General features: G+C 45.2%; 18 protein-coding genes and 3 tRNA genes. 11 read left to right on the top strand and 10 right to left on the bottom strand.

The annotated features are described in order from the left end of the window. Positions 1 to 61: 61 nt before the first annotated feature. The 7 genes from infB to ubiM all read right to left on the bottom strand — a co-directional run bounded on the left by infB (position 62) and on the right by ubiM (position 6930). Positions 62 to 2956, bottom strand: a complete 2895-nt coding sequence (infB, locus tag ACJJIN_RS21975; protein ID WP_413663185.1) for a translation initiation factor IF-2 — start codon at positions 2954 to 2956, stop codon at positions 62 to 64. A gap of 64 nt (positions 2957 to 3020) precedes the next feature. Next, on the bottom strand, positions 3021 to 4523 hold the full coding sequence (gene nusA, locus ACJJIN_RS21970; protein ID WP_413663186.1) for a transcription termination factor NusA: 1503 nt from the start codon (positions 4521 to 4523) through the stop codon (positions 3021 to 3023). Positions 4524 to 4565: 42 nt separating this feature from the next. Continuing rightward, the gene (gene rimP / locus ACJJIN_RS21965; RefSeq protein ID WP_108734364.1) at positions 4566 to 5030 is read right to left on the bottom strand and encodes a ribosome maturation factor RimP; all 465 of its coding nucleotides are present in this window, start codon (positions 5028 to 5030) and stop codon (positions 4566 to 4568) included. Between the two features lie 136 nt (positions 5031 to 5166). Continuing rightward, positions 5167 to 5243 (bottom strand) — tRNA-Met (locus ACJJIN_RS21960). 37 nt (positions 5244 to 5280) lie between these two features. Continuing rightward, positions 5281 to 5357: transfer RNA gene (locus tag ACJJIN_RS21955), tRNA-Met, on the bottom strand. Positions 5358 to 5398: 41 nt separating this feature from the next. After that, positions 5399 to 5475, bottom strand: a tRNA-Met gene (locus ACJJIN_RS21950). 288 nt (positions 5476 to 5763) lie between these two features. After that, entirely contained in the window at positions 5764 to 6930 is a 1167-nt protein-coding gene (gene ubiM / locus ACJJIN_RS21945; protein ID WP_444896199.1) for a 5-demethoxyubiquinol-8 5-hydroxylase UbiM, read from the bottom strand. A 194-nt stretch (positions 6931 to 7124) separates the two neighbouring features. On the opposite strand from ubiM, the gene ACJJIN_RS21940 reads away from it, so the two are divergent. Together ACJJIN_RS21940 and ACJJIN_RS21935 are read left to right on the top strand one after the other, a co-directional pair. Further along, positions 7125 to 7916 carry a PhzF family protein gene (locus ACJJIN_RS21940; RefSeq protein ID WP_444896198.1) on the top strand — a complete coding sequence of 264 codons (792 nt, stop codon included), beginning with the start codon at positions 7125 to 7127 and terminating at the stop codon, positions 7914 to 7916. Between the two features lie 87 nt (positions 7917 to 8003). Then, complete coding sequence (locus ACJJIN_RS21935; protein ID WP_444896197.1) at positions 8004 to 8426, top strand: GFA family protein; 423 nt, start codon at positions 8004 to 8006, stop codon at positions 8424 to 8426. An 82-nt stretch (positions 8427 to 8508) separates the two neighbouring features. On the opposite strand, the gene ACJJIN_RS21930 is transcribed toward ACJJIN_RS21935, so the two are convergent. Continuing rightward, complete coding sequence (locus ACJJIN_RS21930) at positions 8509 to 9669, bottom strand: NnrS family protein (RefSeq protein ID WP_444896196.1); 1161 nt, start codon at positions 9667 to 9669, stop codon at positions 8509 to 8511. 661 nt (positions 9670 to 10330) lie between these two features. Between ACJJIN_RS21930 and ACJJIN_RS21925 the strand changes: the two genes are divergently transcribed. Continuing rightward, positions 10331 to 11692 (top strand): hypothetical protein, encoded by a 1362-nt coding sequence (locus ACJJIN_RS21925; RefSeq protein ID WP_444896195.1) that lies wholly within the window; start codon positions 10331 to 10333, stop codon positions 11690 to 11692. A 35-nt stretch (positions 11693 to 11727) separates the two neighbouring features. Here the strand turns inward: ACJJIN_RS21925 and ACJJIN_RS21920 are convergent, their stop codons facing one another. Beyond that, positions 11728 to 13116 carry an MFS transporter gene (locus ACJJIN_RS21920; RefSeq protein WP_444896194.1) on the bottom strand — a complete coding sequence of 463 codons (1389 nt, stop codon included), beginning with the start codon at positions 13114 to 13116 and terminating at the stop codon, positions 11728 to 11730. A gap of 1308 nt (positions 13117 to 14424) precedes the next feature. On the opposite strand from ACJJIN_RS21920, the gene ACJJIN_RS21915 reads away from it, so the two are divergent. The 7 genes from ACJJIN_RS21915 to ACJJIN_RS21885 all read left to right on the top strand — a co-directional run bounded on the left by ACJJIN_RS21915 (position 14425) and on the right by ACJJIN_RS21885 (position 23172). Further along, positions 14425 to 15534 (top strand): hypothetical protein, encoded by a 1110-nt coding sequence (locus ACJJIN_RS21915; RefSeq protein ID WP_444896193.1) that lies wholly within the window; start codon positions 14425 to 14427, stop codon positions 15532 to 15534. Further along, positions 15522 to 15707 (top strand): hypothetical protein, encoded by a 186-nt coding sequence (locus tag ACJJIN_RS21910; RefSeq protein ID WP_444896192.1) that lies wholly within the window; start codon positions 15522 to 15524, stop codon positions 15705 to 15707. The genes ACJJIN_RS21915 and ACJJIN_RS21910 overlap by 13 nt, the downstream gene beginning before the upstream one ends. Positions 15708 to 16261: 554 nt before the next feature. Continuing rightward, complete coding sequence (locus ACJJIN_RS21905) at positions 16262 to 17686, top strand: hypothetical protein (protein ID WP_444896191.1); 1425 nt, start codon at positions 16262 to 16264, stop codon at positions 17684 to 17686. Between the two features lie 71 nt (positions 17687 to 17757). Beyond that, positions 17758 to 19056, top strand: a complete 1299-nt coding sequence (locus tag ACJJIN_RS21900; protein WP_444896190.1) for a hypothetical protein — start codon at positions 17758 to 17760, stop codon at positions 19054 to 19056. A 628-nt stretch (positions 19057 to 19684) separates the two neighbouring features. Continuing rightward, entirely contained in the window at positions 19685 to 20989 is a 1305-nt protein-coding gene (locus ACJJIN_RS21895) for an autotransporter outer membrane beta-barrel domain-containing protein (RefSeq protein WP_444896189.1), read from the top strand. 851 nt (positions 20990 to 21840) lie between these two features. After that, on the top strand, positions 21841 to 22662 hold the full coding sequence (locus tag ACJJIN_RS21890; RefSeq protein WP_444896188.1) for a hypothetical protein: 822 nt from the start codon (positions 21841 to 21843) through the stop codon (positions 22660 to 22662). A gap of 87 nt (positions 22663 to 22749) precedes the next feature. Then, entirely contained in the window at positions 22750 to 23172 is a 423-nt protein-coding gene (locus ACJJIN_RS21885; protein WP_444896187.1) for a hypothetical protein, read from the top strand. Between the two features lie 847 nt (positions 23173 to 24019). On the opposite strand, the gene ACJJIN_RS21880 is transcribed toward ACJJIN_RS21885, so the two are convergent. After that, positions 24020 to 24859, bottom strand: a complete 840-nt coding sequence (locus ACJJIN_RS21880; protein WP_444896186.1) for a right-handed parallel beta-helix repeat-containing protein — start codon at positions 24857 to 24859, stop codon at positions 24020 to 24022. A gap of 1177 nt (positions 24860 to 26036) precedes the next feature. On the opposite strand from ACJJIN_RS21880, the gene ACJJIN_RS21875 reads away from it, so the two are divergent. Beyond that, the gene (locus ACJJIN_RS21875) at positions 26037 to 26147 is read left to right on the top strand and encodes a hypothetical protein (RefSeq protein ID WP_444898281.1); all 111 of its coding nucleotides are present in this window, start codon (positions 26037 to 26039) and stop codon (positions 26145 to 26147) included. Positions 26148 to 26279 lie beyond the last annotated feature (132 nt).

Here is a 26279-nt window from a genome sequence, read left to right as displayed (position 1 = left end):
AGACAGGAAAACCCGCACGGCTAGGCCGCGCGGGTTTATCCTCGATCCGCTGCGGAACTCCTTAGAGTTCGCGAGCAACCTTAACGATATCGTAAACTTCGATCTGGTCACCGGACTTAACGTCGTTGTAGTCCTTAACCCCGATACCACACTCCATGCCGTTGCGCACATCTTGCACATCGTCTTTGAAGCGACGCAGGGATTCCAGTTCGCCCTGGTAGATCACAACGTTGTCGCGCAGTACGCGGATCGGCTTGTTGCGGTAGACGGTACCTTCGGTAACCATACAACCGGCAATGGCGCCAAACTTCGGTGAGCGGAATACATCGCGAACCTGGGCAATACCCACGATTTCTTCGCGTATTTCCGGATCAAGCATACCGGACAGCGCCTGCTTCACTTCGTCCAGCAGGTTGTAGATCACGCTGTAGTAACGAATCTCTACGCCTTCTGTCTCAGCAACCTTTCGGGCAGCCACATCAGCACGGGTGTTGAAGCCCAGTACGATAGCGCCGGAGGTCAGGGCCAGGTTGATATCGTTCTCGGCGATACCACCTACACCGCTGGACACGACGTTGACAGAAACTTCTTCGTTGCCGATATCCGCCAGTGCGCCCAGGATAGCTTCCAGGGAGCCGCGAACGTCCGCTTTGATAACAACCGGCAGTACTTTGCGCTCGCCGGCTTCCATGTTCGCAAACATGTTTTCCAGCTTGGCCGCCTGCTGGCGCTGCATCCGCTCACGACGCTCTTTATCACCGCGCTGTTCGGCTACTTCACGAGCTCTGCGCTCATCCGCAACCACCATGAACTCGTCACCGGCGTTGGGTGTGGTGTCCAGACCCAGCAGCTCAACCGGAGTTGAAGGGCCAGCTTCTTTAACCTGCTTGCCCAGCTCGTTGGTCATGGCACGAACACGGCCGTAGCTCTGGCCTGCCAGTACGATATCGCCGCGCTTCAGCTCGCCGTTCTGTACCAGCAGGGTGGCCACAACACCGCGACCTTTTTCCAGGCGGGATTCGATCACAACACCTGTTGCCGGTACCTTGACCTTGGCCTTCAGCTCCAGCATCTCTGCTTGCAGGGAAATCGCTTCCAGCAGGTCGTCGATGCCTTCACCAGTGTGTGCAGACACATTGATAAACTGGGTATCACCGCCCCAGTCTTCAGGAATTACATCTTTCGCAGCCAGCTCGTTTTTAACACGATCGGGATCGGCAGCTTCTTTGTCGCACTTGTTGATTGCAACAACCAGCGGTACACCGGCAGCGCGGGCGTGGTTCACAGCTTCTTCAGTCTGCGGCATCACACCGTCGTCAGCAGCCACCACCAGGATAACCACGTCAGTCGCCTGGGCGCCACGGGCGCGCATCGCAGTAAAGGCGGCGTGTCCGGGGGTATCCAGGAAAGCGATCTCGCCCTGGCTGGTTTTCACACGGTAAGCACCGATGTGCTGGGTAATACCACCGGCCTCACCGGAAGCCACCTTGGTCTTACGGATGTAGTCCAGAAGGGAGGTTTTACCGTGGTCAACGTGACCCATAACGGTAACTACTGGTGCGCGGGACACCTCAGTGCCTTCACTGGCCTGGGTCTCGGCAACCAGCGCTTCCTCCAGCTCGCTCTCAGAGCGGAATACCACCTTGTGGCCCATCTCTTCGATGATCAGCTGTGCAGTTTCACGGTCCAGGCTCTGGTTGATAGTAACCATCTCGCCCATTTTCATCAGGCGCTTGATCAGGTCACCGGCTTTCACATTCATCTGTTTGGCCAGCTCGCCAACAGTGATGGTTTCGCCCAACTGTACTTCGTACACCTGTTTCTCCGTGGGCCTTTTAAAGCCGTGCGTAGGTTTAACCTTCAAGGTCGGACGAGACAGGGAGCGCGTGCTGCGCTTGGATGCTTCGTCTTCCTCAAATACTTCCAGCGCCTGTTCGTACAGAGCGGTTTTGCTGGATTTTTTCGGGCCGGACTTGGAGCGGCGACCGCGACGCTTACGCGGCTCGTCCTCAGAGCGATCAGCTTCAGCGGGAGCAGTGGATGCTGCCTCCAGCTTGCGACGCAGAGCTGGCTTGACCTCAGAGGTCTTCTCAGCACTTTTTGCCGGTGCTGGCTTAGCCTTGGCTGTCTGTGCAGCTTGCGCAGCTTTCTCTTTCTTTTCCTGGGCTGCGCGTCGGTCAGCTTCTACTTTAGCTTTCTTCTCTTCAAGTTCACGCTTTTCCTGCTCAGCCTGCTGCTTGCGACGCTCCATCGCGGCAATTCGCATTGCCTCGATATCGTCTGAGTAGCTTGAGCGGATTGGTGCGGCGGGCTCTGCCTTTTTCACTACGTTTTCCGCGGTCTTATCCTCTGATTTAGCCGCATCTTGATCGGCTTTTACTTCATTGCTTGCTTTCGCTTCGGCTTCAGCCTTGGCTTTTGCTTCTGCTTCGGCCTTGGCTTTCGCTTCGGCTTCAGCCTTGGCTTTCGCCTCGGCTTCGGCTTTGGCTAGCGCCTCTTCTTCCGCCGCTAGGCGTGCAGCTTCTGCCTCGGCTTCTACGCGAGCACGCTCGGCTTCGGCCTCCAGTCTTTCCTGCTCATTTTGCAGGGCATCGACTGCCGCTTCCTGCTCGGGGCTGCTCGATTCTTCGCCTGCCGCTACGGTTTCAAGCTCAGCTTGAGGGCGCTTCACATAAGTGCGCTTCTTGCGCACTTCCACATTCACAGTCTTGCGGCCGGTGCCAGAGCCAGTCTTCAGCGTGCTTGTGGTTTTGCGCTTCAAGGTGATCTTGCGCGGCGCGGCGCCCTGCTCCCCGTGACTGCTTTTCAGGAAACTGAGCAAGACCTGCTTTTCCTCGTCTGACACCACTGCATCCACAGAGGTGTGAGGCAAACCCGCTTCTTTCATCTGCTTGAGCAGACGGTCTTCGGTGGCACCAACCGATTTGGCGAGTTCACTAACTGTTACTTCGGCCATTCTCTCTCCTAAAAGTCACTTGGTCGGAGGGGGTTACTTATACGTAAGTTATTTTTCGCTGCATTTAAGCTTCTTCGCCGCTGTCATCGGCAAACCAGGGCTCACGCGCCTTCATAATCAGCGCTGCAGCGCGCTCCTGGTCGAGACCTTCGATATCCAGCAGGTCATCGACAGCCTGCTCTGCCAGGTCTTCCATCGTGGAAATACCACGGCTGGCCAGTTGGAATGCCAGCTGGCGCTCCATACCGTCCATATTCAAAAGGTCTTCCTGGGGCTCAGATGCATCCAGCTTCTCTTCAGATGCCAGCGCTTGGGTCAACAGGGTGTCCTTGGCGCGGGCGCGCAGCTCCTCAGCGATATCCTCATCGAAGCCCTCAATTGCGAGCATCTCTTCGATGGGTACATAAGCTACTTCTTCAAGAGAGGCAAAGCCCTCTTCAACCAGCACACCGGCAACGTCTTCATCGATATCCAGGCGATCCATAAACACCTGCATGATGGAGCTGGACTCGGCTTCCTGCTTGCTCTGCCACTCGTCACTGCTCATGACATTGATCTGCCACTGGGTCAGCTCGGAGGCCAAGCGCACATTCTGGCCGCTGCGGCCGATAGCCATTGCGAGGTTTTCCTCTGCCACGGCTACATCCATAGAACCGGTGTCTTCGTCGACCACGATGGATTCAATTTCTGCTGGCGCCATCGCATTGATAACGAACTGAGCGGGGTTTTCGTCCCACAGAACGATATCTACGCGCTCACCAGACAGCTCGTTGGATACCGCCTGAACACGCGCGCCGCGCATGCCCACACAAGCACCCACCGGGTCGATGCGACCGTCGTTGGTATTTACAGCGATTTTTGCACGCAGCCCGGGATCGCGGGCCGCGCCTTTAATTTCGATTACCTGCTCGGAAATTTCCGGCACTTCAATGCGGAACAATTCGACAATCATTTCCGGGCAGGAGCGGCTCAGCATCAGCTGGGGGCCGCGGGCTTCCGGTTGGATTTCCAACAGGATTGCGCGCACGCGATCACCGAGTCGGAAAATTTCGCGACCAACCAGCTGATCGCGGGGCAGGCGCGCTTCGGCATTATTACCCAGGTCTACAGCGATAAAGTCGCGGGTCACCTTCTTCACAGTGCCGCTAACCATTTCGCCAACGCGATCGCGGTACTCGTCTACAACTTTGGCGCGCTCGGCTTCACGTACCTTTTGTACGATGACCTGCTTTGCGGTCTGTGCGGCGATGCGTCCAAATTCTACATTTTCCACCTGCTCGCGGAAAACGTCACCTGCTTTCAGGTCAGCATCTTTTTCGTGGGCTTCTTCCAGGGTGAACTGGGTACCCAACTCAGCCAAGACTTCATCACCGACCACTTCCCAGCTGCGGAAAGTCTCGTAATCGCCTGAACGACGATCAATGATAACCTCAATGGTTGAATCTTCGTCGTAGCGCTTCTTCGTGGCCGTTGCCAATGCCGCTTCGATGGCCTGGAAAATAATCTCCTGGTCAACGCCCTTCTCGTTGGATACCGCCTCGGCTACCAGCAAGATCTCTTTGTTCATGCAACTGTGCCTCAAAATCGCCTGAGCTCAGGCTCCTACAGGTTATTTGGTAAATTGGGGAATGATATTTGCTTTTTCGATACTGTCGATCGGCAAAAGGTATTCGTTTTCACTATCTACACGCAGAACCACTTCATCACCCTCTACACCGGCCAGCAGTCCGCGCCACTTACGCTGCCCATCCAGAGGCATACGCAGGCGAACTTCAATCTGGGCGCCGATAAAGCGCTCGTACTGGGCCAGCTTATAAAGAGGGCGGTCGAGCCCTGGGGAAGAGACTTCAAGTGTGTACTTACTACTGATGGGATCTTCCACATCCAGTACAGCACTGGATTGGCGGCTCACTTTCTCGCAATCCTCAACGGAAATACCGTTTTCGGAGTCGATATAAATGCGCAGCAGCGCGTTGCGACCGTGGGTTTGGTACTCAATACCCCACAACTCACACCCCAGCGATGCCACCACCGGCGCCAGAAGCTCTTCCAGCAATTCGCGTTTGCTCGCCATTCTCGTCACCACATACAAAAAATGGGCCTACGGCCCACTTCGAAAAATATCTGCAACTTTTCTTGCAGATACGAAAAAGCCCCTGACGGGGCTTTGACCGCACATTCGCGCAGTCAGTGTGCACGAATGCAAAATTTGGTAGCGGGGGCAGGATTTGAACCTACGACCTTCGGGTTATGAGCCCGACGAGCTACCAGGCTGCTCCACCCCGCAACAACGAAAGCGCAATCAAAGTTTCCCTAAGGAAAGTTGGTAGCGGGGGCAGGATTTGAACCTACGACCTTCGGGTTATGAGCCCGACGAGCTACCAGGCTGCTCCACCCCGCAACAACAAATGCGCAATCAAATATTTTACCCGAAGGTAAAATTGGTAGCGGGGGCAGGATTTGAACCTACGACCTTCGGGTTATGAGCCCGACGAGCTACCAGGCTGCTCCACCCCGCAACAACTCCAAGAAACAAAGCCTGGTTGATCTTTGTTTCCCTGCGGCGGGACCAGCCCAACCACTCAAGAGGCTGCGCATTCTATTGGTGCTGACCCGGTGAGTCAAGCCGTAATTGGCATTTGTTTTCACCGGGGGGTTAAAGCCGTCTCTACCATCTCGCAAATCAGTATAGAAAAGGAAGAAAATCCCGCAAGCAGGCCACCTTCATATACCGTCTTCTTTCTTGCACAAGTACTTTTTATAAAAAGAACGAAGAGCAGAACTCTCTTAACAAGCCTCTGGATAAGCTAGCGAGTTAACTGGTGCACTATTGCGTTTCGAATTGGGGGAAAGCGATCACTGACTCGCAACACCATTTTGCGCAGCAACTTGGCCGGCAGGCGATCGTCAGTAAACAAATCCACCACCCTATTAGTTCCAGAGTAAATCGGCTTGGATTCAACCCGGTGCAGCATCTGGTAACGGGCCAAGGCCCGAGTCAGCTTGGCCGGGCTATATAGACGGCTAACACTATCCAGTTGACGGGCCAAAGTATCCGCACCGGCCAAGCCCAAATTAAATCCATGCGCGGTCACTGGATGCATCCCCACAGCGGCATCTCCCACCAAGGCAAAGCGCTCAGTGAAAAAATGATGTGCATAAACCGCAACCAATGGATAACAGTGGCGCTCACCAAAAGCTTCGACACCGCTGAGCTGGGACGCGCTTTCGCGGGATACGTGCCCGGCAAACTCTTCATTACCCATCGCCATAATCTGGGCAGAGAGACTGGCGGGAACAGTAACCACGGCCGATGAAATATTTGCCTTGGGCAAAGGCAACAGCGCCAGTGTCGAGCCGTAGCGGAAACACTCCCGGGCAATACCATCGTGGGGTAATTCGGTGCGTACAGGGCCGACAATCGCCACTCGGCCAAAGTCGCGCATATCGGCGCCAATTCCCGCCATGCGTCGCACTTCAGAAAAACGGCTGTCGGCTGCAACCACCAGGGAAGCGCGCACGCCCTCCCCCTCTGCCAACTCAAGATGACGCATGGCGCCACTCAATGTCATCCCGGTAACGGTCGAGTTATCGAGCAGAGTTATATTCTCAGTCTCCAAAACTGTCTCATATAAGATTCGCCGGATTGCAGAGTTGGAGACAATAAAACCCAGAGGCCCCCTCTCTCCCGGGCTAAAGTGGAGTGTCGAAGGGGAATTGCCGTCGACTACTTCGGCAGCATTTAGCGGGCTAATCTCTTCCGGGGATAATCTCTGCCAAGCCCCCAGTTCTTGCAGCAGCTTGTAGGATTTATGTGTCAGAGCAATCTCGCGGCCATCATCAACGGGAGAGGACAGCGCCGACTTATCCTGGCGCTCAATAATTGCCACCTGACACCCTTTGCGGGCGAGCATCACCGCCAAGGAAAGTCCCGCCGGTCCAGCACCTACGATAGCTACATCGGACTCCGTCATTTTCACACCCCTGATTTGCACGCAACAAATACAAGTCACTCTAGTGACTCACATCCGGGATAAACTGATCCAGATCAGGTTAAAGCCAATCCCAAGCCGCTCTACAGAGGTATAAATTGGTGAACTTTAGGGGTATAAAATATCACGCCCGCCACCAGCGCTTCTGAAAAACTGGAGCACCATGGAGTTCAAATATGGAACTTGAAATTCATTTCATTAACGCTTTTACCGACAAAGTCTTTCACGGAAATTCAGCAGGAGTTGTTGTTACTGAGAATTGGCTGGATGAAAATTTAATGCAATCCATCGCTGCAGAAAATAACCTTTCCGAAACCGCGTTCCTGGTAAAACGCCCAGATACCGGTTATGGAATTCGCTGGTTTTCACCGTTAACGGAAATTGATTTTTGTGGTCATGCCACCCTGGCGTCAGCCCATGTTCTTTTTTCTCAAAACCCTCAATGCGAGCAACTCCAGCTCCATGCGGCCGCTGTGGGCAAAATGACAATAAGCCGAGGGGAAAATAGAATTATTTCCATGGACTTCCCACGAAGGGAGCCACAACCCATAGATCGCATACCGCCAGAATTACTGGAGGGGCTTTCAATAACACCAAGTCAAGTGTTACTTAACAACCAAGCTTACTTTGCCATCTACAATAGTGAGCGAGACGTATTGGATGTACAGCAGGATGCGAGCAGCCTGCGAAAGCTCGCCCCCTACGATGTGGTCGTCACGGCAAAATCCGATAAGTACGATTTTATCTCCCGATATTTCTGGCCATCCAATGGTGGTGCCGAAGATCCGGTGACCGGTTCTATTCACACAGGGCTCGCCCCTTACTGGTCACAAATTCTGGATAAGAAAGAGCTGATCGCCTATCAAGCCTCCAAGCGCGGCGGCCTGCTGAATTGCACCATCGCCGGGGACAGGGTCATTATCTCAGGCAAAGCAGTACCCTATTTGAGCGGGACCATACGGGTTTGATACCCCAAAAACCCACCGAGACATCCAAAATAAATCACAATTTCCCCCAATTACGATAAGTACAACTAAATAGAGGAGCATTGAGCAATGGAACAAAAAGGATCGTGCCTATGCGGCACTATTAACTTCGAAATTGAAGGTGACTTTGGGGGCTTCTTTCTCTGCCACTGTAGTTACTGCCGCAAAGATACCGGTTCAGCTCATGCAGCAAACCTATTCTTCGCATCAGCGAAACTTGAATGGCTATCCGGTGCAGAACAGGTCAAAACCTTTAAGCTGGCAGGGACGAGGCACAGCAAAAGCTTTTGCAATCAATGCGGTTCCGCAGTGCCACGAGAAGATCCTGAAATTGGCCTCTTAGCGGTTCCCGCTGGCAGCCTGGATCGCCCAATAGATGTAAGGCCTAATGCCCATATCTTTATGGCCAGTAAAGCCGAGTGGGACCGGGAACTGGAAACAGTACCTAAAGTAGACAAACTACCCCAGGTAGCTAGTGCAGACTCTGAATAGACCAGCTAATGATGGCTTTACTCGACCACAGTTGCTGCGATGATAAGGTTTCTCGCAGCAACTGAAGATCACATAGAGAGAATTAGCCGGGATGACCGTCAACGCGCGGCTGGAAAAGCACCGGGGTGTAATACAGTAAGAAAAGCGTGTAACCGACTACCCAGGCAATAATTGCTGCGAGCAAACCACTCGGGGCGGGTGCCCAAAACACACGTGCGAGAGCAGATAACGCCAGGGCCATAAAAGCCAGGGGCATCAAGCGCGGCGCCTTCAATATCCGACCTGTGTGGCCGAGACTGACGCGGCTGGTCATAGACAAGATCAATCCGCCAATACCGCCAACGGCAAATGCGTGTAAAGCGGGACTCTGCCAGGAAGGGGCAATTTGGCTCCAGGCCAGAGCCGCGAGAAAACACCCCAAAATAACTAACCAGTAGCTCACATGCAGAGACCAAACCATCGGTTCTGCCCATATTTTTGTCGGGTGCCAGCGAACTACCCGGATCACCTGCAAAATACCCAGAGAGACCGCAAAAAAAGCCCAAACCATTTGCGGCAAACCAACAGCCACCGACAGTAACAAACCCACCGCGGCAATATGGGTACCCCACTCTACAGCCGGTATCTTATCTCTTGGGCTCAAGTGAAAGCGGCGCGCCGTAAAGAAGGGTATAACCCGCCCGCCGATTATCAGAATAATCGCCGTCACCAACAGCAGAGCCAGCAAGGCGATTCGGCTCTGTGCCCCTGGCAGCAACCAGTGGCTAGCGGACAATGCGGCAAACATCAGTATCGCAGGCAATACAAACATATTTCGCCACTGCTTGGTTCGCAAAACCCTGGCTCCGAGCAAAAACGCTGAGAACAGGAAAAAGGAGACTTCAGCAATTACCGGCATCCAAATAGGAACCGCCGCCAACAGGTAGCCCAAACGGGCCAAGAGCCACAGGCCGACCAAAGCAATAAGTTGGGTTCCCTTTGGCGAGGGGATACCAGTCCAGGTTTGCATGGCCGTGCCGAGAAAACCTACAACAACAGTAGCCGCGAACCCGAACAGCATCTCATGGGAGTGCCAGACTACCCCCATTCGAAAAGCCGGCATCTGCCAACCGAATAACTGCCCCTGCCAGATAACCAGGGCAACCATACTCCACAGAGCAGCTCCCCAGAAAAAAGGGCGAAACGGCATACGCCAAATAGGTGCAATAGACTCCGCGCGCGCGCGGTCAACGATAGGTATCAAAATCCATTCTCCTTACCAACTACGGGAACACCAGGCTCCCTACACAAATAATTCGCAGTACAAGACCACCCCGACAGGCCTGCTTTGCTTGGAGAATCAAAGGCGTCCTAAAAAAAGCAGGACACAGGGGTTTATCTGTCCGGCGGCGCCGCAACCTAGGCAAAAGCGCCGACTTTTCAGTCATCCGCATCAGTGCGGGATATCGCCCGAGATTCCATTTCCAGGGATTGGGAAAGAGCCCTATTCTCACTCAATTAACAAAAATAGTTAACAAAAAAATGAGTAGTCTGTGAATTATTCTAACTGGGGTGAAGAATCTTTTTCTGTGTAGATAACCTGAAAAAAACCACACATTTTATAGGGTTATTTCTATTTTCAGGAAAAACTGGGCAAAGGTGAAGTGGACTTGAAGTATCTCACAAGTTTACTCAAATTGGGAAGCACTTCCATTTACAGAAACATACACGGAGCCACCAATAAACAAACACTCAACCAGGAATAAAGCTTGAACCTATTTCCCTAGTAATTCAGTACTTATCTCTCATATACAAACCATTATATTTTCACCATAATTTTATATGGCAATCATTACACGGTGCCCAGTGCCGGCAAGATACAGCCTAAGTTAAAGATTTACGCCAGCCTGTGCAGTGGAGGAATTATGCTCATACCAGGCTATCTTATCGCGGCATCAACCTTACTATTCTGCTGCCAGGCCCTCGCAACCAACACTTATATCCTGTCACAACAGGGCATTGGCAATCGGGCTATAGGGGACCAAAGCGACCCAACCATCATTAACAATCTCATCATGCAAACACAAGATGGTGAATTTAATAATGTGGTGGCTCAGCAATCCAACGGCAATACTGAAGGATCTATTATCCAGTTGCAGAGAGGCGTATCAAACGAGCTAATGTCAGCCCAATCCAGCAGCCTGGGTAGCACGACATCAGTCTCCCAGCTTAATGTTCTCAACAAGGCCGAAACCTCACAGACAAGTACACTGTTTAGCACTATAAGCATCAGTCAGGAACAATCCCTAAATCAAATTACGAGCATACAAAACCTTTCCACTGGTACAACTGCTAACATCTCGCAGATAGGAACCCTAAATTTTTCGGAATCTATCCAAGATGATGTTGCTCTTAGTGATGTCTCTATTAGCCAGTTAGGTAATTTTAATAGAGCTGAGATTATCGATAAAGAAAGTGGCATAGCAAACTCTGCCAGTATTATCCAAAGTGGAAGCCAGAATATTGATACTAGAATTATCCTGATACAGTCTCTGGGAACCAATAATCAAATTCAACAATTTGGCAATAACAACACTGCCCGGATAACAAATACTAACGGCGCCTTTAATACCAACTCAATAGTACAACTTACAGATTCCAGTGCTACTAGCATCCAAACAAGCAACTCTATTCAGGGATTTAACAGTTCCATCCAGCAAGGACAGAGTAATCGCGCTTCTATAATTGTTAATCTTGCTCAAAACAACCAGGCCTTTACATCTCAAAGTGGAACAAACAACGGGTCCACAATCAACCAGATAAACATTAATAATTTTTCCGAGATAACACAAACAGGAACAAGTAATAGCGCCACGTCAATACAACTCGCTATTGAAGGGGCCAGTAGTGTTGTCACACAAAGTGGATCGGATAATAGTGCTGATATTAGTCAAAGTGGATCAGCCTCTGAGGCAGCTATAGACCAGGAACTTGATCAAAACACATTAATAGCCATTCAAGATGGCTTTAGTGCAAGACTACAGTTGCTGCAACAAGGCCTACAGAATCAAGTAAGTTCAACGCAGTCTGGTTATATTGATGATGCGGACATCATTCAACTGGGTGAGCTAAACACTATCAATCTCACTCAAACCGGCAGCTTTAATAGTGCAGAGCTACTACAACTAGGTACAGACAACTTTCTCCAGGTAATTCAATTGAGTTTTGGTGCTACTATCTCCATTTCACAGATTGGCAGTAACAATTCTGCGATATACATGCAGTAGAGAAAGAGGCTAAGAAAAACCATATTATTTATTGCTCAGATTTTTTCTTTCTGGGAAACATTCCCTTTCACAAACAGCAAACTTACAATCAGTGCTGCAGCAGCCAAACACGCATTAACAGTAAATGCCCGATCAATACCTTCAGATAATTCCGGAGCCATCGCAACAACCGTTGTATTCATCGCCAGACCAATAGCACCGCCGATAATTTGGAACATATAAATTAAGGCCGCCGCCAAGCTTGCCCTGGCAGGCCCCAATACCGTAACCGCAGTAGTTGTTATCGTAGGAAAATATAAGCCTAATCCTATACCGAGAGTGAGCATTCCTGGTACCAGGTGCAGATAGTGATCGTGAACTACTAGACCAGAAAGTAAAAACATACCCAAACCTAAAAAGAGTGCCGCTCCCGCTAAAATTAGGCGAGCCCCCAAAAATTCATACAACCATCCCGCTATATATGAGACTACCGCATAGGTAATCATCACCGGCAATAAACCCGCACCAGACCAAACTGCAGAATAGCTCAACTCCTTAATTAAAAATTGAGGAATATAAAGCAACATAGATACAAAAGTGACCGATAGAAGCAAAGTCACCACACAGATAGAAAAAAAGCGCCAATTAGTAGCTACATCCGGGGGAATAAGTGGGTCAGAGCGAGTATGAGGCTCAACCCAGGCAAATACCAAAAAGAAAATCATCGATGTTACTGAAAGTCCAATCACTAAAGGACTTCTAAATCCTACATCGATAACAAAATCCAGAGATAACATTAAAGCCAAAAGGCTAATTGATAATGAGGCCATCCCCCAATAGTCAACCTTTTCATTACTCTCATCGGGCTTATCATCTTCAATTACTTTCCAACCCACCAACATTGCCGCCAAAGCGATGGGCAAGTTAATAAAAAAAATCCAGCGCCAGCTAAGAAAATCTGTAAAGAAACCACCCAACAGTGGCCCTACAGAGTTCGCAAAGCCACACACCGTCATTATCAAACCGCCTGCCTGACCGGCTCGGTCATCAGGCATAATCTGATAGGTCATGCCGAGCACAGCGGGCCACATTAGAGCACCACCAACACCCATTAATGCCCGGCTTCCCAGCAGCATCCATTCGTTGACGGCCAGACCACCCAAAACTGAGAAAAAGACGAAGATTGAGGTTCCAACAAAAAATAGCCGGCGCCGACCAAACATATCCGCCAAGCGCCCGCCAGTAACTATAAAAATCCCGAACACCAATGCATAACCGTTAATCACCCACTGAAGAGTGGAGATATCTGCGTTAAAGTGTTTTTCCATTGCAGGGATAGCGACGGAGAAGGCCGTAAAATCATTGGCCACCAAAAAGACTGCCAACGACAATGCCGTTAAGCCAATAATCTGTGATCGCGATAGCGGGGTCTTTGAGGCTGCCATAAATGCCAAACTTCACACTTTGCAAGTTATGCAATGGATATATAAGCTTGGACCAATGAAGGACCAACTGCAGCGCAAATTATCAGGCAACACCAAGTAACAGCCTAGTACCAAGGGGGTCCTCATAAACTTTATTACTAGAATCTCGGTGCTTTTCTCCTATATCCAGAATTACTTTCTTCCGCAATACTCTGATTAGGTCCCAGCTCAGGCATAGACAAGCATTAATGCCAACAACAATGGCTTGATGTCAGTGTAAGTCCGCAGTCTCACTAATCCTCATTCCATGTTTAGCAGATCGAATCAGTCCAAAAGCAGTATCCGGTAGCAGAAGTATTGGAAGCTATCAGCCTATGATTAATCAGGATTGATCGACAGGCTTGAGCGGGGCCCTCTACTCCAATTCTTATAAACCAAAACTCAAAGGCTGACAGGGTTTGCCCATGAAGGTGCTATCTTTTGCCATTACCATTCTCTCGATCAATCATGGCCATCAGACCCAGGCGAACAGTGCTTACTCATCAACCAAGTAAGAACTGGCAACACTGCTACTGAAGATCAAATTGAACAAACAACCACTAACAACTTAATAAATCAAGCTCAGATTGGTGACAATAATAACGTTGAAGCAACACAATTTAACGGCAACAACAATTAAATAATGCCCACGCAGGCAGGAATTAACGATAGCATCACCACTACTTAATTTGGTAATAATACCGCGATTTCTCTGCAGTAAAGCCATGTGCCAATCTCTAGGAACTTGTATGTTCAGACAGCTATCTCCCAGAATCTATCATCCAACCCTCCTCCCAGCAGCCACATCCTAACACACTGAAAATATCAGATATTTTTCGACTTTAGTCCCAGTATCTCTGTGCTTTTATCTCATTCCCCTGAGGAGTCTCATTGTCAATACTTTTTCCAAGGCTCCAATATCTGAAACGAGCTGGATTTCGACTTTTGGAGAGCCCAATCAAACGGATTACAGAGGAGAAATATCTATGACAAACGGTGAGCACTTATGCCCACCAGAATTTGGAATCATTGAGCCTTTTAGATAAAGCCGCCAATGATCACCGCCCCGGCATAGCCAGGTATTAATGCCGATGGCTTGGAGCCAGTGCAAGTCAGCAGTCTCACTACTTCTCTCACCATTTAGGGCCGATCAAATAACCTCCAATGCCCGACGGATGGTAGGTCGACGTTCGATTACACGGGATTGGATATGGATTTCACCTGTGTTGTACAGGAAGTACTGTGGACGCAGTCAAAGCGCCATAGCGAGTTGAAGTAAAGAAGTTACTTGTGAAGATCTTACCTATAGCCGTTACCGCTCTATCCCTTGCCATCAGTGGCCTGGTTCATGCAGATGACAATGAATATATTATCTATCAAGAAGGTACGGGAAATACAGCCTCAGGGGATCAAAGTGATCCCACTATATTTAACAACCTCATCGAACAGACTCAAATTGGGGATAATAATGATGTTGAGGCCATCCAGTCTAATGGCAATACCAACGGCACTATTATTCAATTTCAAGAAGGGGATAATAACACTTCAGATGCCACCACTGACTCCATCATTGAGGTCATTATCTTTGGTGACGGCAATGATATGGATCCCACGCAAACATCAACCAGCAATTCCTTCATGCAATTGGATGTAACAGGGAATAATAATTCTGGAGGCGGCTCACAGGATGCCACTTCTGATACCTCATTAATATACATCATGGAAGGCAATGACAATCTTGGCTTTCCAGTTCAGAATAATGTTTCCAACAGTTCAATGAGCTTTACCTTTGTAGGTGACGATAATCTTGGCTCCTCTGTACAACAAGACTCCGATTCCGCAACTTTAGTAGCTGAAAGTTATGGTGACGATAATCTTGTTAGCACCACCCATAATGTCAGCTCAAGTACTACGATAATGATCTTTCAAACCGGGGATAGTAATCTTGCGGCCGCTGGAGAGCAGATTGGTAGTGCGAATAATACAGCCACAATTACTCAAATTGGGAGCTCAAATATAGGTGGACTTGGTCGTTTTAATAGCTTTAGTCAAAGCACTACGTATGAGCAGTTTGGAGACGGTAACCTATTTGATAATGCAACCATTGACTCAAGCAATAGTATTGGAACGGTCCTACAGCAAGGAAATAGCAATACTAGTCTTACCCTATTACAGACGGTATCTGATAACGCCTATTACATATCACAGATCGGTGATGGAAATATGGTATTTCTTACCCAGTCTGGATCAAGTCACACTGCTGAGATCATTCAAATGAGTAATTTAAATGAGATAAATGCTGATCAAGAAAGCTTTGATAACGACCTTTACTCCCTACAAAACGGTGAGGACAACCTGATCAATTCACTGCAGGATGGGGACAGTAAATGGCAACACTAAGTCAGGCAGGCACCCTGAATGAAATAGATCTCACCCAAAGTGGACAACAGGACACTGCCACTCTACCTCAGGATGGTAACAACAGCTTCCTGAGTGTCACTCAAACAGGATTTAGCGATAGCATCAATGTTACCCAGCTAGGTGACAATAATAGCGCCACTTTTACACAGTAAATCGTTGATAGGAGTCCGTATACCCATATATGGACTCCACCTAACCATACATATTCTATCCACTATCAAATATCAATATAACTCTGCAATGAAAATACTGATTAAATCAGACTTTTTTACTAGCATCTCAGTGCTTTTATCTCATACCAATTATCTTATTTATTAATAATACTAAAAGCGATACCGTAAGTAGGGGTCATTTATCACTTCACTACATTTTGGCGGACCAACAAACCAAATAGGAGCAAATTAAATGAATAGTAAAATCAACCAATACAGGTGAAAAATTTGGAATAAATATTTCACATCAATCGAAGCAAAAATGAATATAGCCTCGGCATCTCCAAGCATTAATGCCAAAAAATGGCTTGGGATCAGTACAAGCAAGCATTATCACTACTTCTCTCACCATTTAGGGCCCTTAAGCTTCTTACTTAGCGCTCATTAAAAATTAACTGAGCTACAGAAGTTTCATTCGTTCATTACCTTTATAGAAGCAAGAGATCTATCGCTCTTAACACCATCCATAAATCATTAAATGAAAGGAATCATTTATGAAAACATCAGCCGTTGCAATCACTACCTTAGCGTTAGCCATTTCCGGTATTGCGTATGGTGACAATACTTATATTGTCAATCAAGAGGGAATCGGAAATATGGCCATGGGGGACCAAACTAGTGCCACTGATAGTTTAATCTCGCAGACTCAGATTGGAGACAATAACGATGCCGAGGCAATACAATTCAATGCCACCAGCAATGGAACCATTATTCAAACCCAGCAGGGAGACAACAACTTCGCGAATAGTGAGCAAGACGGCAGTAGTAATTCTTCAGCAGTAATTACTTTGATAGGAGACAATAATAGTGCAGGAACGGACCAAATATCAACTAGTAATAGTCTAATGCAAAAAACATTAATCGGCACTGACAATTCCGCTAGTTCAAGACAGGAAATAACCACCAATACAACTATGACATACACCATGATGGGGACCAATAATGGTAGTGGCTCCATACAGGAGAATACGACTAATACGGTAATGACCTTCACAATAACGGGAACCGACAATAATGGCGGATCAATACAGGAAAATACCACCAATACTACAATGATCTATACCATTAGCGGAACAAGCAATATTGGTAGCTCTCCGCAAAGGGACTCTACCAATAGCTCAATGCAATTTACTATGATTGGCACCGATAATATTGGTTCTTCAGGACAGACCAATATGGATGAAGCATTTCTGAACGTAGTATCCATCGGTGATAGAAATATTGGTACATCAGGCCAGTGGGATAGTTTTAATAGCAGTATCAGCGTCTTTCAAATGGGTGATGATAATACCGGCGGAGGGGTAGATGATGATGGCAGCTCAAACACTTCAGTCCAATTAACACAGATCGGCAATTTCAATTCAGGGTTTACCGTACGAGGCCAAAGTTCTGATCAATTTACTACAGTTGAACAATATGGAAATGACAATATCTTTGGTTCCACAGATGACAATGCCAATAACAGTGTAGGTTCAAACCTTCAGCAAGGTGACAACAATAGTATTTCTGTTAGCCTGCAAACTGTATCTGATAATAACTACTCCATCAGCCAAATTGGTAATGGCAATGATGCGGATCTGACACAGACCGGCTCCAACCACTCGGCTGAGATAATTCAAATGAGTGAATTAAACACAATAAATGCGGAGCAAACCAACTTCAATGCCGACCTTTACGCCTCACAAGATGGCGAGGACAACTTGATTAATTCCCTCCAAGACGGAGACAGTATTTCAGCCACCCTTAACCAGAGCGGCAATCTCAACGAAATAGATCTGACTCAGAGTGGATCTTCAGATATTGCTACATTGTCTCAGGATGGCAATAGCAATTTCCTAATGGTAACGCAGACCGGTTTTAGCGATACCATTAGTGTCACCCAGCTGGGAGATAACAACAGTGCGACATATCTGCAGTAGTTATTCAAGTAGGCATACTTTTTACACGGCTACTTGATAGCAACCTAAATCGATCTAAATATGAAATTATCATGAAGAATATACTATTAATCCCAACCCTCTTCAGCATTTGTATTAGCGCCTATGCCAACAATACATATATCGTTAATCAGGTTGGTGCAGGCAATACCGCCATTGGCGACCAGAGCGATCCAACAATCAGCAACAATTTAATTTCCCAGACTCAAATTGGAGACAATAATACCGCTGAAGCAGAACAAATCAACAGCAATGCTAATGGGGTCATTATTCATAGTCAGCAAGGTAACTTAAACAATACACTCAGTACTCAAGATAATAGTACCAATGGTACTGTTAACGCCACGCAGGTAGGGGACAACAACGAAGTTGTCACAAGCCAAATTAATGACAACTTTAATGGCAATATTATCTCACAGTTTGGGATATTAAATTCCACTAATATAATCAATAACACTTCAAGCTTTAATACCAGCATTGTATTTCAGCAAGGAACCGATAATTTCAGCTCGGTCGTCCAAAATTCAGGAGGAGCAAATAATAGCATTACAGTGACCCAAAACGGCATTCAAAATTCGGCCAGCGTAGCCAGTTTTAATAGTGCAGCAAATACATCTATAGCTATTCAGCAAACAGGTAACTTCAATTCAGTCGGCGCCTCACAGACAGACTCATCACAATTTATGAGTAGCACAATCATTCAAACTGGTGACGATAATCTTGGAAATATCTTTAGTGGAGGAAGTACTTCTGGTAGCGTGACAATGATTCAGTCTGGCAACGCCAATTTATCCTCCCCAGTGCATACCGATAGCACACTTAGCCAAGGTATTAGTAATCAAATAGGCAATGATAATATTGTTGGTGCACTTATTCAGGACGCAACCACCAATGGCTTTATTAATATAACTCAGATGGGCAATCAAAACACTGGAAGTTTTGTGCAAGTTAATAGCGTCAATGATTCCGCCATGCTAGTTCAGCTTGGCGCTAGCAATGAGGCAACCGGTTTTCATTTTTTTAGTAACGACAGTGATGTAAATCTCCACCAGATTGGAGACCAAAATTTTATCTCTAGTTTCCAGACAGGATCAACCAATACTGTGGATGCAGAGCAAACTGGCAATCAAAATACAATAGATTTAGATCAGGACGGCGATTTATTGATAGCCGATATAAATCAAGATGGTATGTTAAACACGATTAACTCAATACAAATGGGACAGGATAACGACGCTTTTTTCTCCCAGAATGGCAATAGTAACTTGCTGGATTCGATGCAACTGAACACTTCATCAATTGCTACAGTTTCACAAACCGGTGACAATAATAGCAGCACTATTTTGCAGTAAAATTAGATTTTGGGCTGATCCAGCGATTAGCCCACTCTCTCGAAATATCTATACTTCTGCAAGCTAGAAATTCATCAAGGGCATTAACAGGAGCAGATCATTAACACAACAACTCATACTTCTACTCTATAAATTCTCTTGACAGCCTTTACATCTAGAAGATAAATACAACCTTCTTCATTGATACATATTGCTTGCAAAACTTATCACGGCCCAGAATCAAGATATCCAAAATTTATACGGATACACCTTTCACTATTAACATCTGCATTTTCAATATTTTCTTCCCAGAATTTCAGTGCTTTACTCCCATATTCGATAGCAGTGACATTGACAATACTATAATAGGCCCTCAACGAAGGCAGCTTCATAGGGCTTATTAATTTCCGTTCAAATCAGAAATTCTACATAGGAGGAGCTTCAATTAAGCATGGGAAATGATTACATCACTACAATTGTTAGTAACCGGACTCAACTGTAATGGCTGCACTCTGGCACTTCAAACTTTCATTGCCAATGAAAACGTACTGAAATCTGTAAAGTAAGCAGCCTCAACGATGATACTCACACCTAAGTCACTTACTAAACCAAATCTCAACCAGAACCTGACTTGAAAAGGAATTCAACAATGAAATTCAAAGCCACAATTGCCGGATTATCCACCCTTGCTGTGATACAGCTAGCACAAGCGAGCAACACCTACATAGTCAATCAAAATGGTAACAATAACACTGCCATGGGGGATCAAAGTGATCCCACCGTTGCCAACAACCTAATTGTGCAAACCCAAAATGGTGATAATAATACAGCTGAGGCAGAACAAATCATAAATAGCAATAATGCAGTGATCAGTCAGACTCAAATTGGAGATGGAAACTTAGCCACAGCAAGCCAGGAAAATAGCACCAATACAATCTACTCAGTCATACAGACAGGTAACAATAACGAAGTTGATTCCTTTATGCAAAATGATACCGCGAGCACCAATTTCATTTTTCAAAGTGGTGAATTGAATTTCACCTCTACCAATAATTTTAATTCCATGTCTAATATTACCAATGTTATACAGATAGGAACAGACAATGAAACTTTTACTGCTCATGCCTTCAATTCAAGTAACAATTCAATATTTGTAAACCAAAGCGGATCTCAAAATACGAGTTCTCCAGGCGCAAGTTTCGATGCGGAGAACAACAGTATTGTCATCTTACAGGATGGATCGCTGAACAATGGGGGAGTTGGGCAAGTTAGTGGCTCTCAATTTATGACGAGTACGGTCATTCAAAGTGGCGATGATAATCTAGGGGGAGCCAGTAATTTAAATAGTAGCTTCGGCAGTACCTTTTCTAATCAAGTGGGAAGTTTAAATTTAGGAAGTTCAAGCCAAATTGATAGCACACAGAGCCATACATTTATCCAGCAAACAGGTACTGATAACTTAGGTAGTATATCGATAGGATCTAGCAACAATGTTAGCGCTTCCATCATACAAATAGGCGACCAAAACATAGTTGGTGGCTCAGGCCACTCCTCCAGTAGCAATGGTACTGTAGAGGTCGCTCAAATAGGTACCGCGAATGAAGCAATTGCCTTCCAAATTATGAGCGACTTGGGAGTATTAACTCTTTCTCAAAATGGTGAACAAAATATGGCCCTGGCAGGGCAAACTGGTGTATCTAACGTCCTTCTTGGTGCTCAAACAGGAACACAAAATACACTTTCCATCATTCAGAATGGCGACTCAATTTCTGCCGATACCAATCAGAGTGGCACACTTAATGAAATTGACCTTGATCAGACCGGTATGAGTAGTGTTGCCACACTCTCACAAAGTGGTAACAATAATTTTCTACAGGCTATGCAATCGAACATTTCAGCTTCAACTACTGTAACACAATTCGGAGACAATAATAGTGGTAATATCATGCAGTAGCTCACCCACTATTAACTCAAAGTACACAAAGTAGCAGAATACATGACCATCCATAAAGGACATGCATTAGGAGAAATTCTCATATCATTTATTCCGCTTAAGACGTGCATTTCTTTATTTGTAGTTGATGATATCAAATACTTCCGTTTGGTATCATTTTTTTTGTTAAAAAATAGGATGTAAGTTTATCCCCGGACAATTCTCCTGGATAAATCAAGGCAATTGGATTAGCCTAAAGCATTCATAAGCTAAGACTGCAACCTTTATCTAGATTTGAAATCATTCAAAACTAGATAAATTATAGCCCATTCTAAAAAAAATAATTATAGTGCAAAAAAGATCAGTTGGCCTAGCTCACTGGAAGTAAACTTTATTACTAGCAGTTACACACTTATCTCTCATTGAAAAGACTCATGTTCCATCAATACTTTTACCAAGCTTTCAACTTGCTCAGACAACCCAAAGGCAGTAGTCATATATAGGTAAGATAGATTACCTCTATCCATCATTAATAGACTCTAGGAGGTTTAAAGGATAATTAGACAGTAAGCATGCATTTAGTAATCGCACAACTTGTAGTCCATATTTGGTGATATCTTAAGCGTGTTCAGCTTTGATCAATAACAGGCATAGCTAAGTATTAATGCCGATTAGTCAGTTTCGGAAAATTTCTTCTGGTGGTTCTGAAGTTTCCCCAAGCAAATATTGATCTCTATAGCGACAACCCGCTATCAGCTCCAGATAGAAATGGACATTAATGGTATTCATTTAAGCTTATACCTACTCAATTTAAATATGTAATAAGCCCGTATAAACTTTTGTTTTAGGGAAATGACTACAGTAAAGAGGTCGTGGATTTATCAATGAGAATGCCTTTGCTTATTCCAGCAATCCCATGTATTTTAGCAATTAGTATCAGCGCTACAGTCCAAGCTAGTAATACATATATTGTAAACCAAACCGGCAATAACAATATGGCTATGGGAGACCAAAGCGACCCCACCGTTACCAACAATTTGATTGTACAAACCCAGAATGGGGATAATAATACAGCCGAGGCGGAACAAATCATTAATAGTAGTGATGGCGTGATTATTCAGACCCAGATTGGAGATGGAAACTTAGCCAACGCGAGCCAGGAGGATAGTACAGGCACAACGCTGACAACCTTACAAGTGGGTAATACTAACGAAGTTACATCCAGTATGCTTGGTGACTCCAATAACACCAACTTTGTCTCCCAAACCGGTGAAATCAATTTTGCTGAAACCGTAAACTTTAACTCCAGCTTAAACAGTACAAATATTGTTCAGGTTGGTACTGACAACCAATCAGCAGCTTCTCATTTCAATAATTCAAATAACAACTCCATATTTATTAGCCAGGATGGATCTGAAAATATTGGTTCTGCATCTGCAAGCCTTAATACAGACAACACCACCTCCGTAGTTTTACAAACTGGATCACTTAACAACGGTGGAATTTCACAGTTCGACAATTCTGACTTTATGACAAGCACTGTTATTCAAAATGGCACTGATAACTTGGGGGGGGGAGCAGTAATTCAAACAGTAGTTTTGGTAGTACTTTTACTAATCAGGTCGGGAACTCAAACCTTGGGGGCTCAAGCCAACTTGACAGTACACAAAGCCACTCGTTTTCCCAGCAAATAGGGAATGATAATTTAGTAGGTGGTGTGCAGGCACTTTCAAGTTCCAATGTAATCGGCTCTGCAACCCAAATCGGCGATCAAAATATCATTGGAGGTATGGGCCATTTTTCCAGTAGCAACTGGTATTGTAGAAGTCACTCAGATAGGCATTGCCAATGATGCAATTGCTTTCCAAATTATGAGTGATTCATCAATATTAACCCTTTCACAAAATGGCGAGCAAAATATGGCCTTGGCTAGCCAAACTGGATCATCAAATAGTCTTCTAAGTACGCAAACAGGTACACAAAATGTGCTCACTATTTTTCAGGATGGTGACTTAATTTCTGCCGATACAGACCAAAATGGTACACTCAACGAAATTGATCTTAACCAGACAGGTATGAGTAGCTGGGCCACACTCTCACAAAGTGGAAATAATAATTTTCTACAGGCCATGCAGGTGAACCCATCTGCCTCAACTACCGTGACACAGTTTGGAGACAACAATAGCGGAAACATAATGCAATAATATGCCTGGCCTCAAGCTCACTTTAATTTCATAGAAAAATATTTAGTGATCATAAATTGGGGATTCACTGAACTGATACAATTATTGAATATATATTATTCTGTTTTGTTATCATATCTATCGCCTCAGTGCATCCCCAAAACTACTATTTCTTATAGAACCAACCATCAGCACATTGAATATCGTGGTAATACCACAAAAAGAGGCAATTTAAAATTACACCCACACTTACTCACACTCTTCGGTTTGCTTGCGCCCCCCCAAATTACCGAAACACTACAGCATCGCTGCACTCACATAGTACTCTCCAAAAAAAGTCCCCTCTTGAAAATTTCAAATACCTGGCTACATATACGCCATCAGACATCCATCGTATTTTAAGTGGTGAACTTAGGAATATATATTTAACATTTAGATCATGCTTACTAACCGCATACCTGCTGTCCAACTCAACATCCTATTAATGCCTAATATTTAAAATACTCAACTAATCTTCCACATCAAAATCTTATACATGGAAACATATCAACATTTAGATGCAAATATTATTGAATTCATACAATAACATTTAATGTGAAAAATACACGCCTGAGAGCCCTTTACAAGATACTCACCTTGGAGATATTTTTATTTTAATTAAACCCCTACCACATTTCACTACAATAGATATAAATATATTTATATTATGCTATATAAAGGAAGCTCATATATTTCACATACGAGCCCCTAATAGATTACTGATTGATAAATTTTATAAAAAATTAATTAAATCGGGCTATAAAATTCCACAAAACGTTACCACCAAATTTAACAGGCCATGGAAAAGAAATTGTCTAATAAAAACTTGTTAATCCAAACAATCTGGATCTTTAGTGAGATATTCATTGTTTACCCAAATATTAGTACCACTGCAATCAGGGTCAACTGTATCCCTCAGATCAAAAGGATCATTATCAAAAGAAGAGTTCGCAGAAATAATATTGAAGTTGGAATTAGTAAAAATAAGAACTATACCACCATCTTGGCTATCACCGTTGCCATTATCAGTAGTTGTGTTCTGTGATATCACATTATTTGACGATCCTTCTATTAGAATACCAGCCCCTCCATTTCTGCTTGAAGTGTTGTTAAAAACTCGTGAAAAACTATCATCCACCTGGATTCCATCGGCAACACTACCTGTTACGGTACAGCCAGAAAAAGTATTGTAGTCATCATCCATATCGACTCCGACTCTACCACTATCAGTAATAACACAGTCATTTATAGTATTGTAAATACTATCTATATCTATTCCATCATTAACGCTATTAACAACTTCGGTACCAAGTACTTTGTGATACCCCTCTCCCTCTAAGAAAATTCCATCAAAACAGCCATCAATAACGCCTCCAGTGAGGGTGGCGCCATTGCCTTCGATTCGAATTCCTGCACCACCTAGGTCTCCTCCTGTGGTACAGGTCAGGGAATAGTCGCCCATATTTAAGCTGCCACTTGGGCCGACAATAGTAAGTGCATCAGGTTCATCGGTTGTTAGATCACAAGATAAGTCCTCAGTGAGCACTTCTGCAGTTGTAATCACATCGCCACAAGCCACTTCAGCCAAGGCAATTGATGAATATGAAGACGCCGATAAAGCCATTATCGCTAATAGTGCCACCTTATCTACAGACTGCTTAATTTTCACATCCAACTCCTATCAGTTCAGAATAAAGAATACATCTCAGCACAGAGATACTGAGTCCCCTAAGTTTGGATGCAATAATAGCTTCCACCATAAGAAAAATTGCCTAAAATAATTGACGTTCGAACGAATAAAAAACTACGTCATTCTTTTGAAGAAGCTAGCGCAGCCATATCGATAGCAACGATTAAAAATAGAATCTTAAGCTGGCGCAATTACTTTTTAATGATTACTAGCATTTAATCCAGAACACCATACCCTGATCCAATTTTGGAAAGTACGATTTTATTCGCCAGCTAGTGCATGCAGCTTATTATGAAAAACTTAGGTTATTTATATAAAATTTACTCATGATAGAAGTACTAACTTCGGGAAACTGTTACTTAATGTTCGGTCATAGAAAGGAATTATCATGTACACCAAGGATGGTATTTACGTCGCTCTATCTTCATTTATTGCCACAAATTCTTTGGCTGAAGCAAATAGTACATCACTGTATCAGTAGGGTAGCGCTAACAGTGCCACTACTGACCAAAGCGATATTACTAGTATTGGCTACCAGATTGGCGATAGCAACCAGGGAAGTTCACTACAAGACTCCATTACTAACAGCCATTTTAACTATATCCAGTTAGACCATCAAAATAACGCCCAAGGTGTTCAAACCTACTCTAAAAATGCTTCTATTTCTATCCATCAAAAAAACACAGAAAATTCTGCCACTAGTTCACAAGATAATATTATTAATGGAGAAATGCAATTTCATCAGATAGGACTTAGTAACAAACCAACAATACTAGATTCAAACAATGGCTCTAGTAATAGTACACTTTCCGCTCAAATCGGTGATACCAATCAAAACTAGGTATTTATTAGCACGACAAACTCGGCAATAGACTATATCAAGAAAGTTGGTGCGGACAACCAGGTTTTTCTAATTCACAGTGTTAGTGATAATGACAAAGTAGAGATTATACAAGCTGGGGCCAGGCACACTATCGATATTAGTCTTATCTCTACAGCTAATAATGAGGTCATTATTAATCAACTCGACAGTAGTAATATTAAAACAGTGAATTTGGGCGGCACAAGTAGCGAACTGCAACTACTGCAGGAGGGATATATTAATAGTTTAAACGTCACTTAGAGTGGAGAAGAGACTCACCTCTACACTCACCAAATAAGTAGCGATCATAGGCTCAGTCTAACCCAGAGTGGGAGACAAAATACTGTCGAACTCTCCCCAATTGGTAGCAATAACTTTATACAAATGATGCAAACTGGGGGTTAATAGCAGTGCTGACATACTACGAATAGGTGGTGACAACAGCGCAAACTACCAGCAGCAATAACCTAGCCCTTTCAAGGTTGTCTCGAAAGCTGTGCTGATCGGTGAGCTGATGTGATCATCAGGGCGCAACCT

Source organism: Microbulbifer maximicatervae (SeqCode), from assembly GCF_052467505.1.
This window is presented reverse-complemented; position numbering and strand designations above follow the sequence as displayed.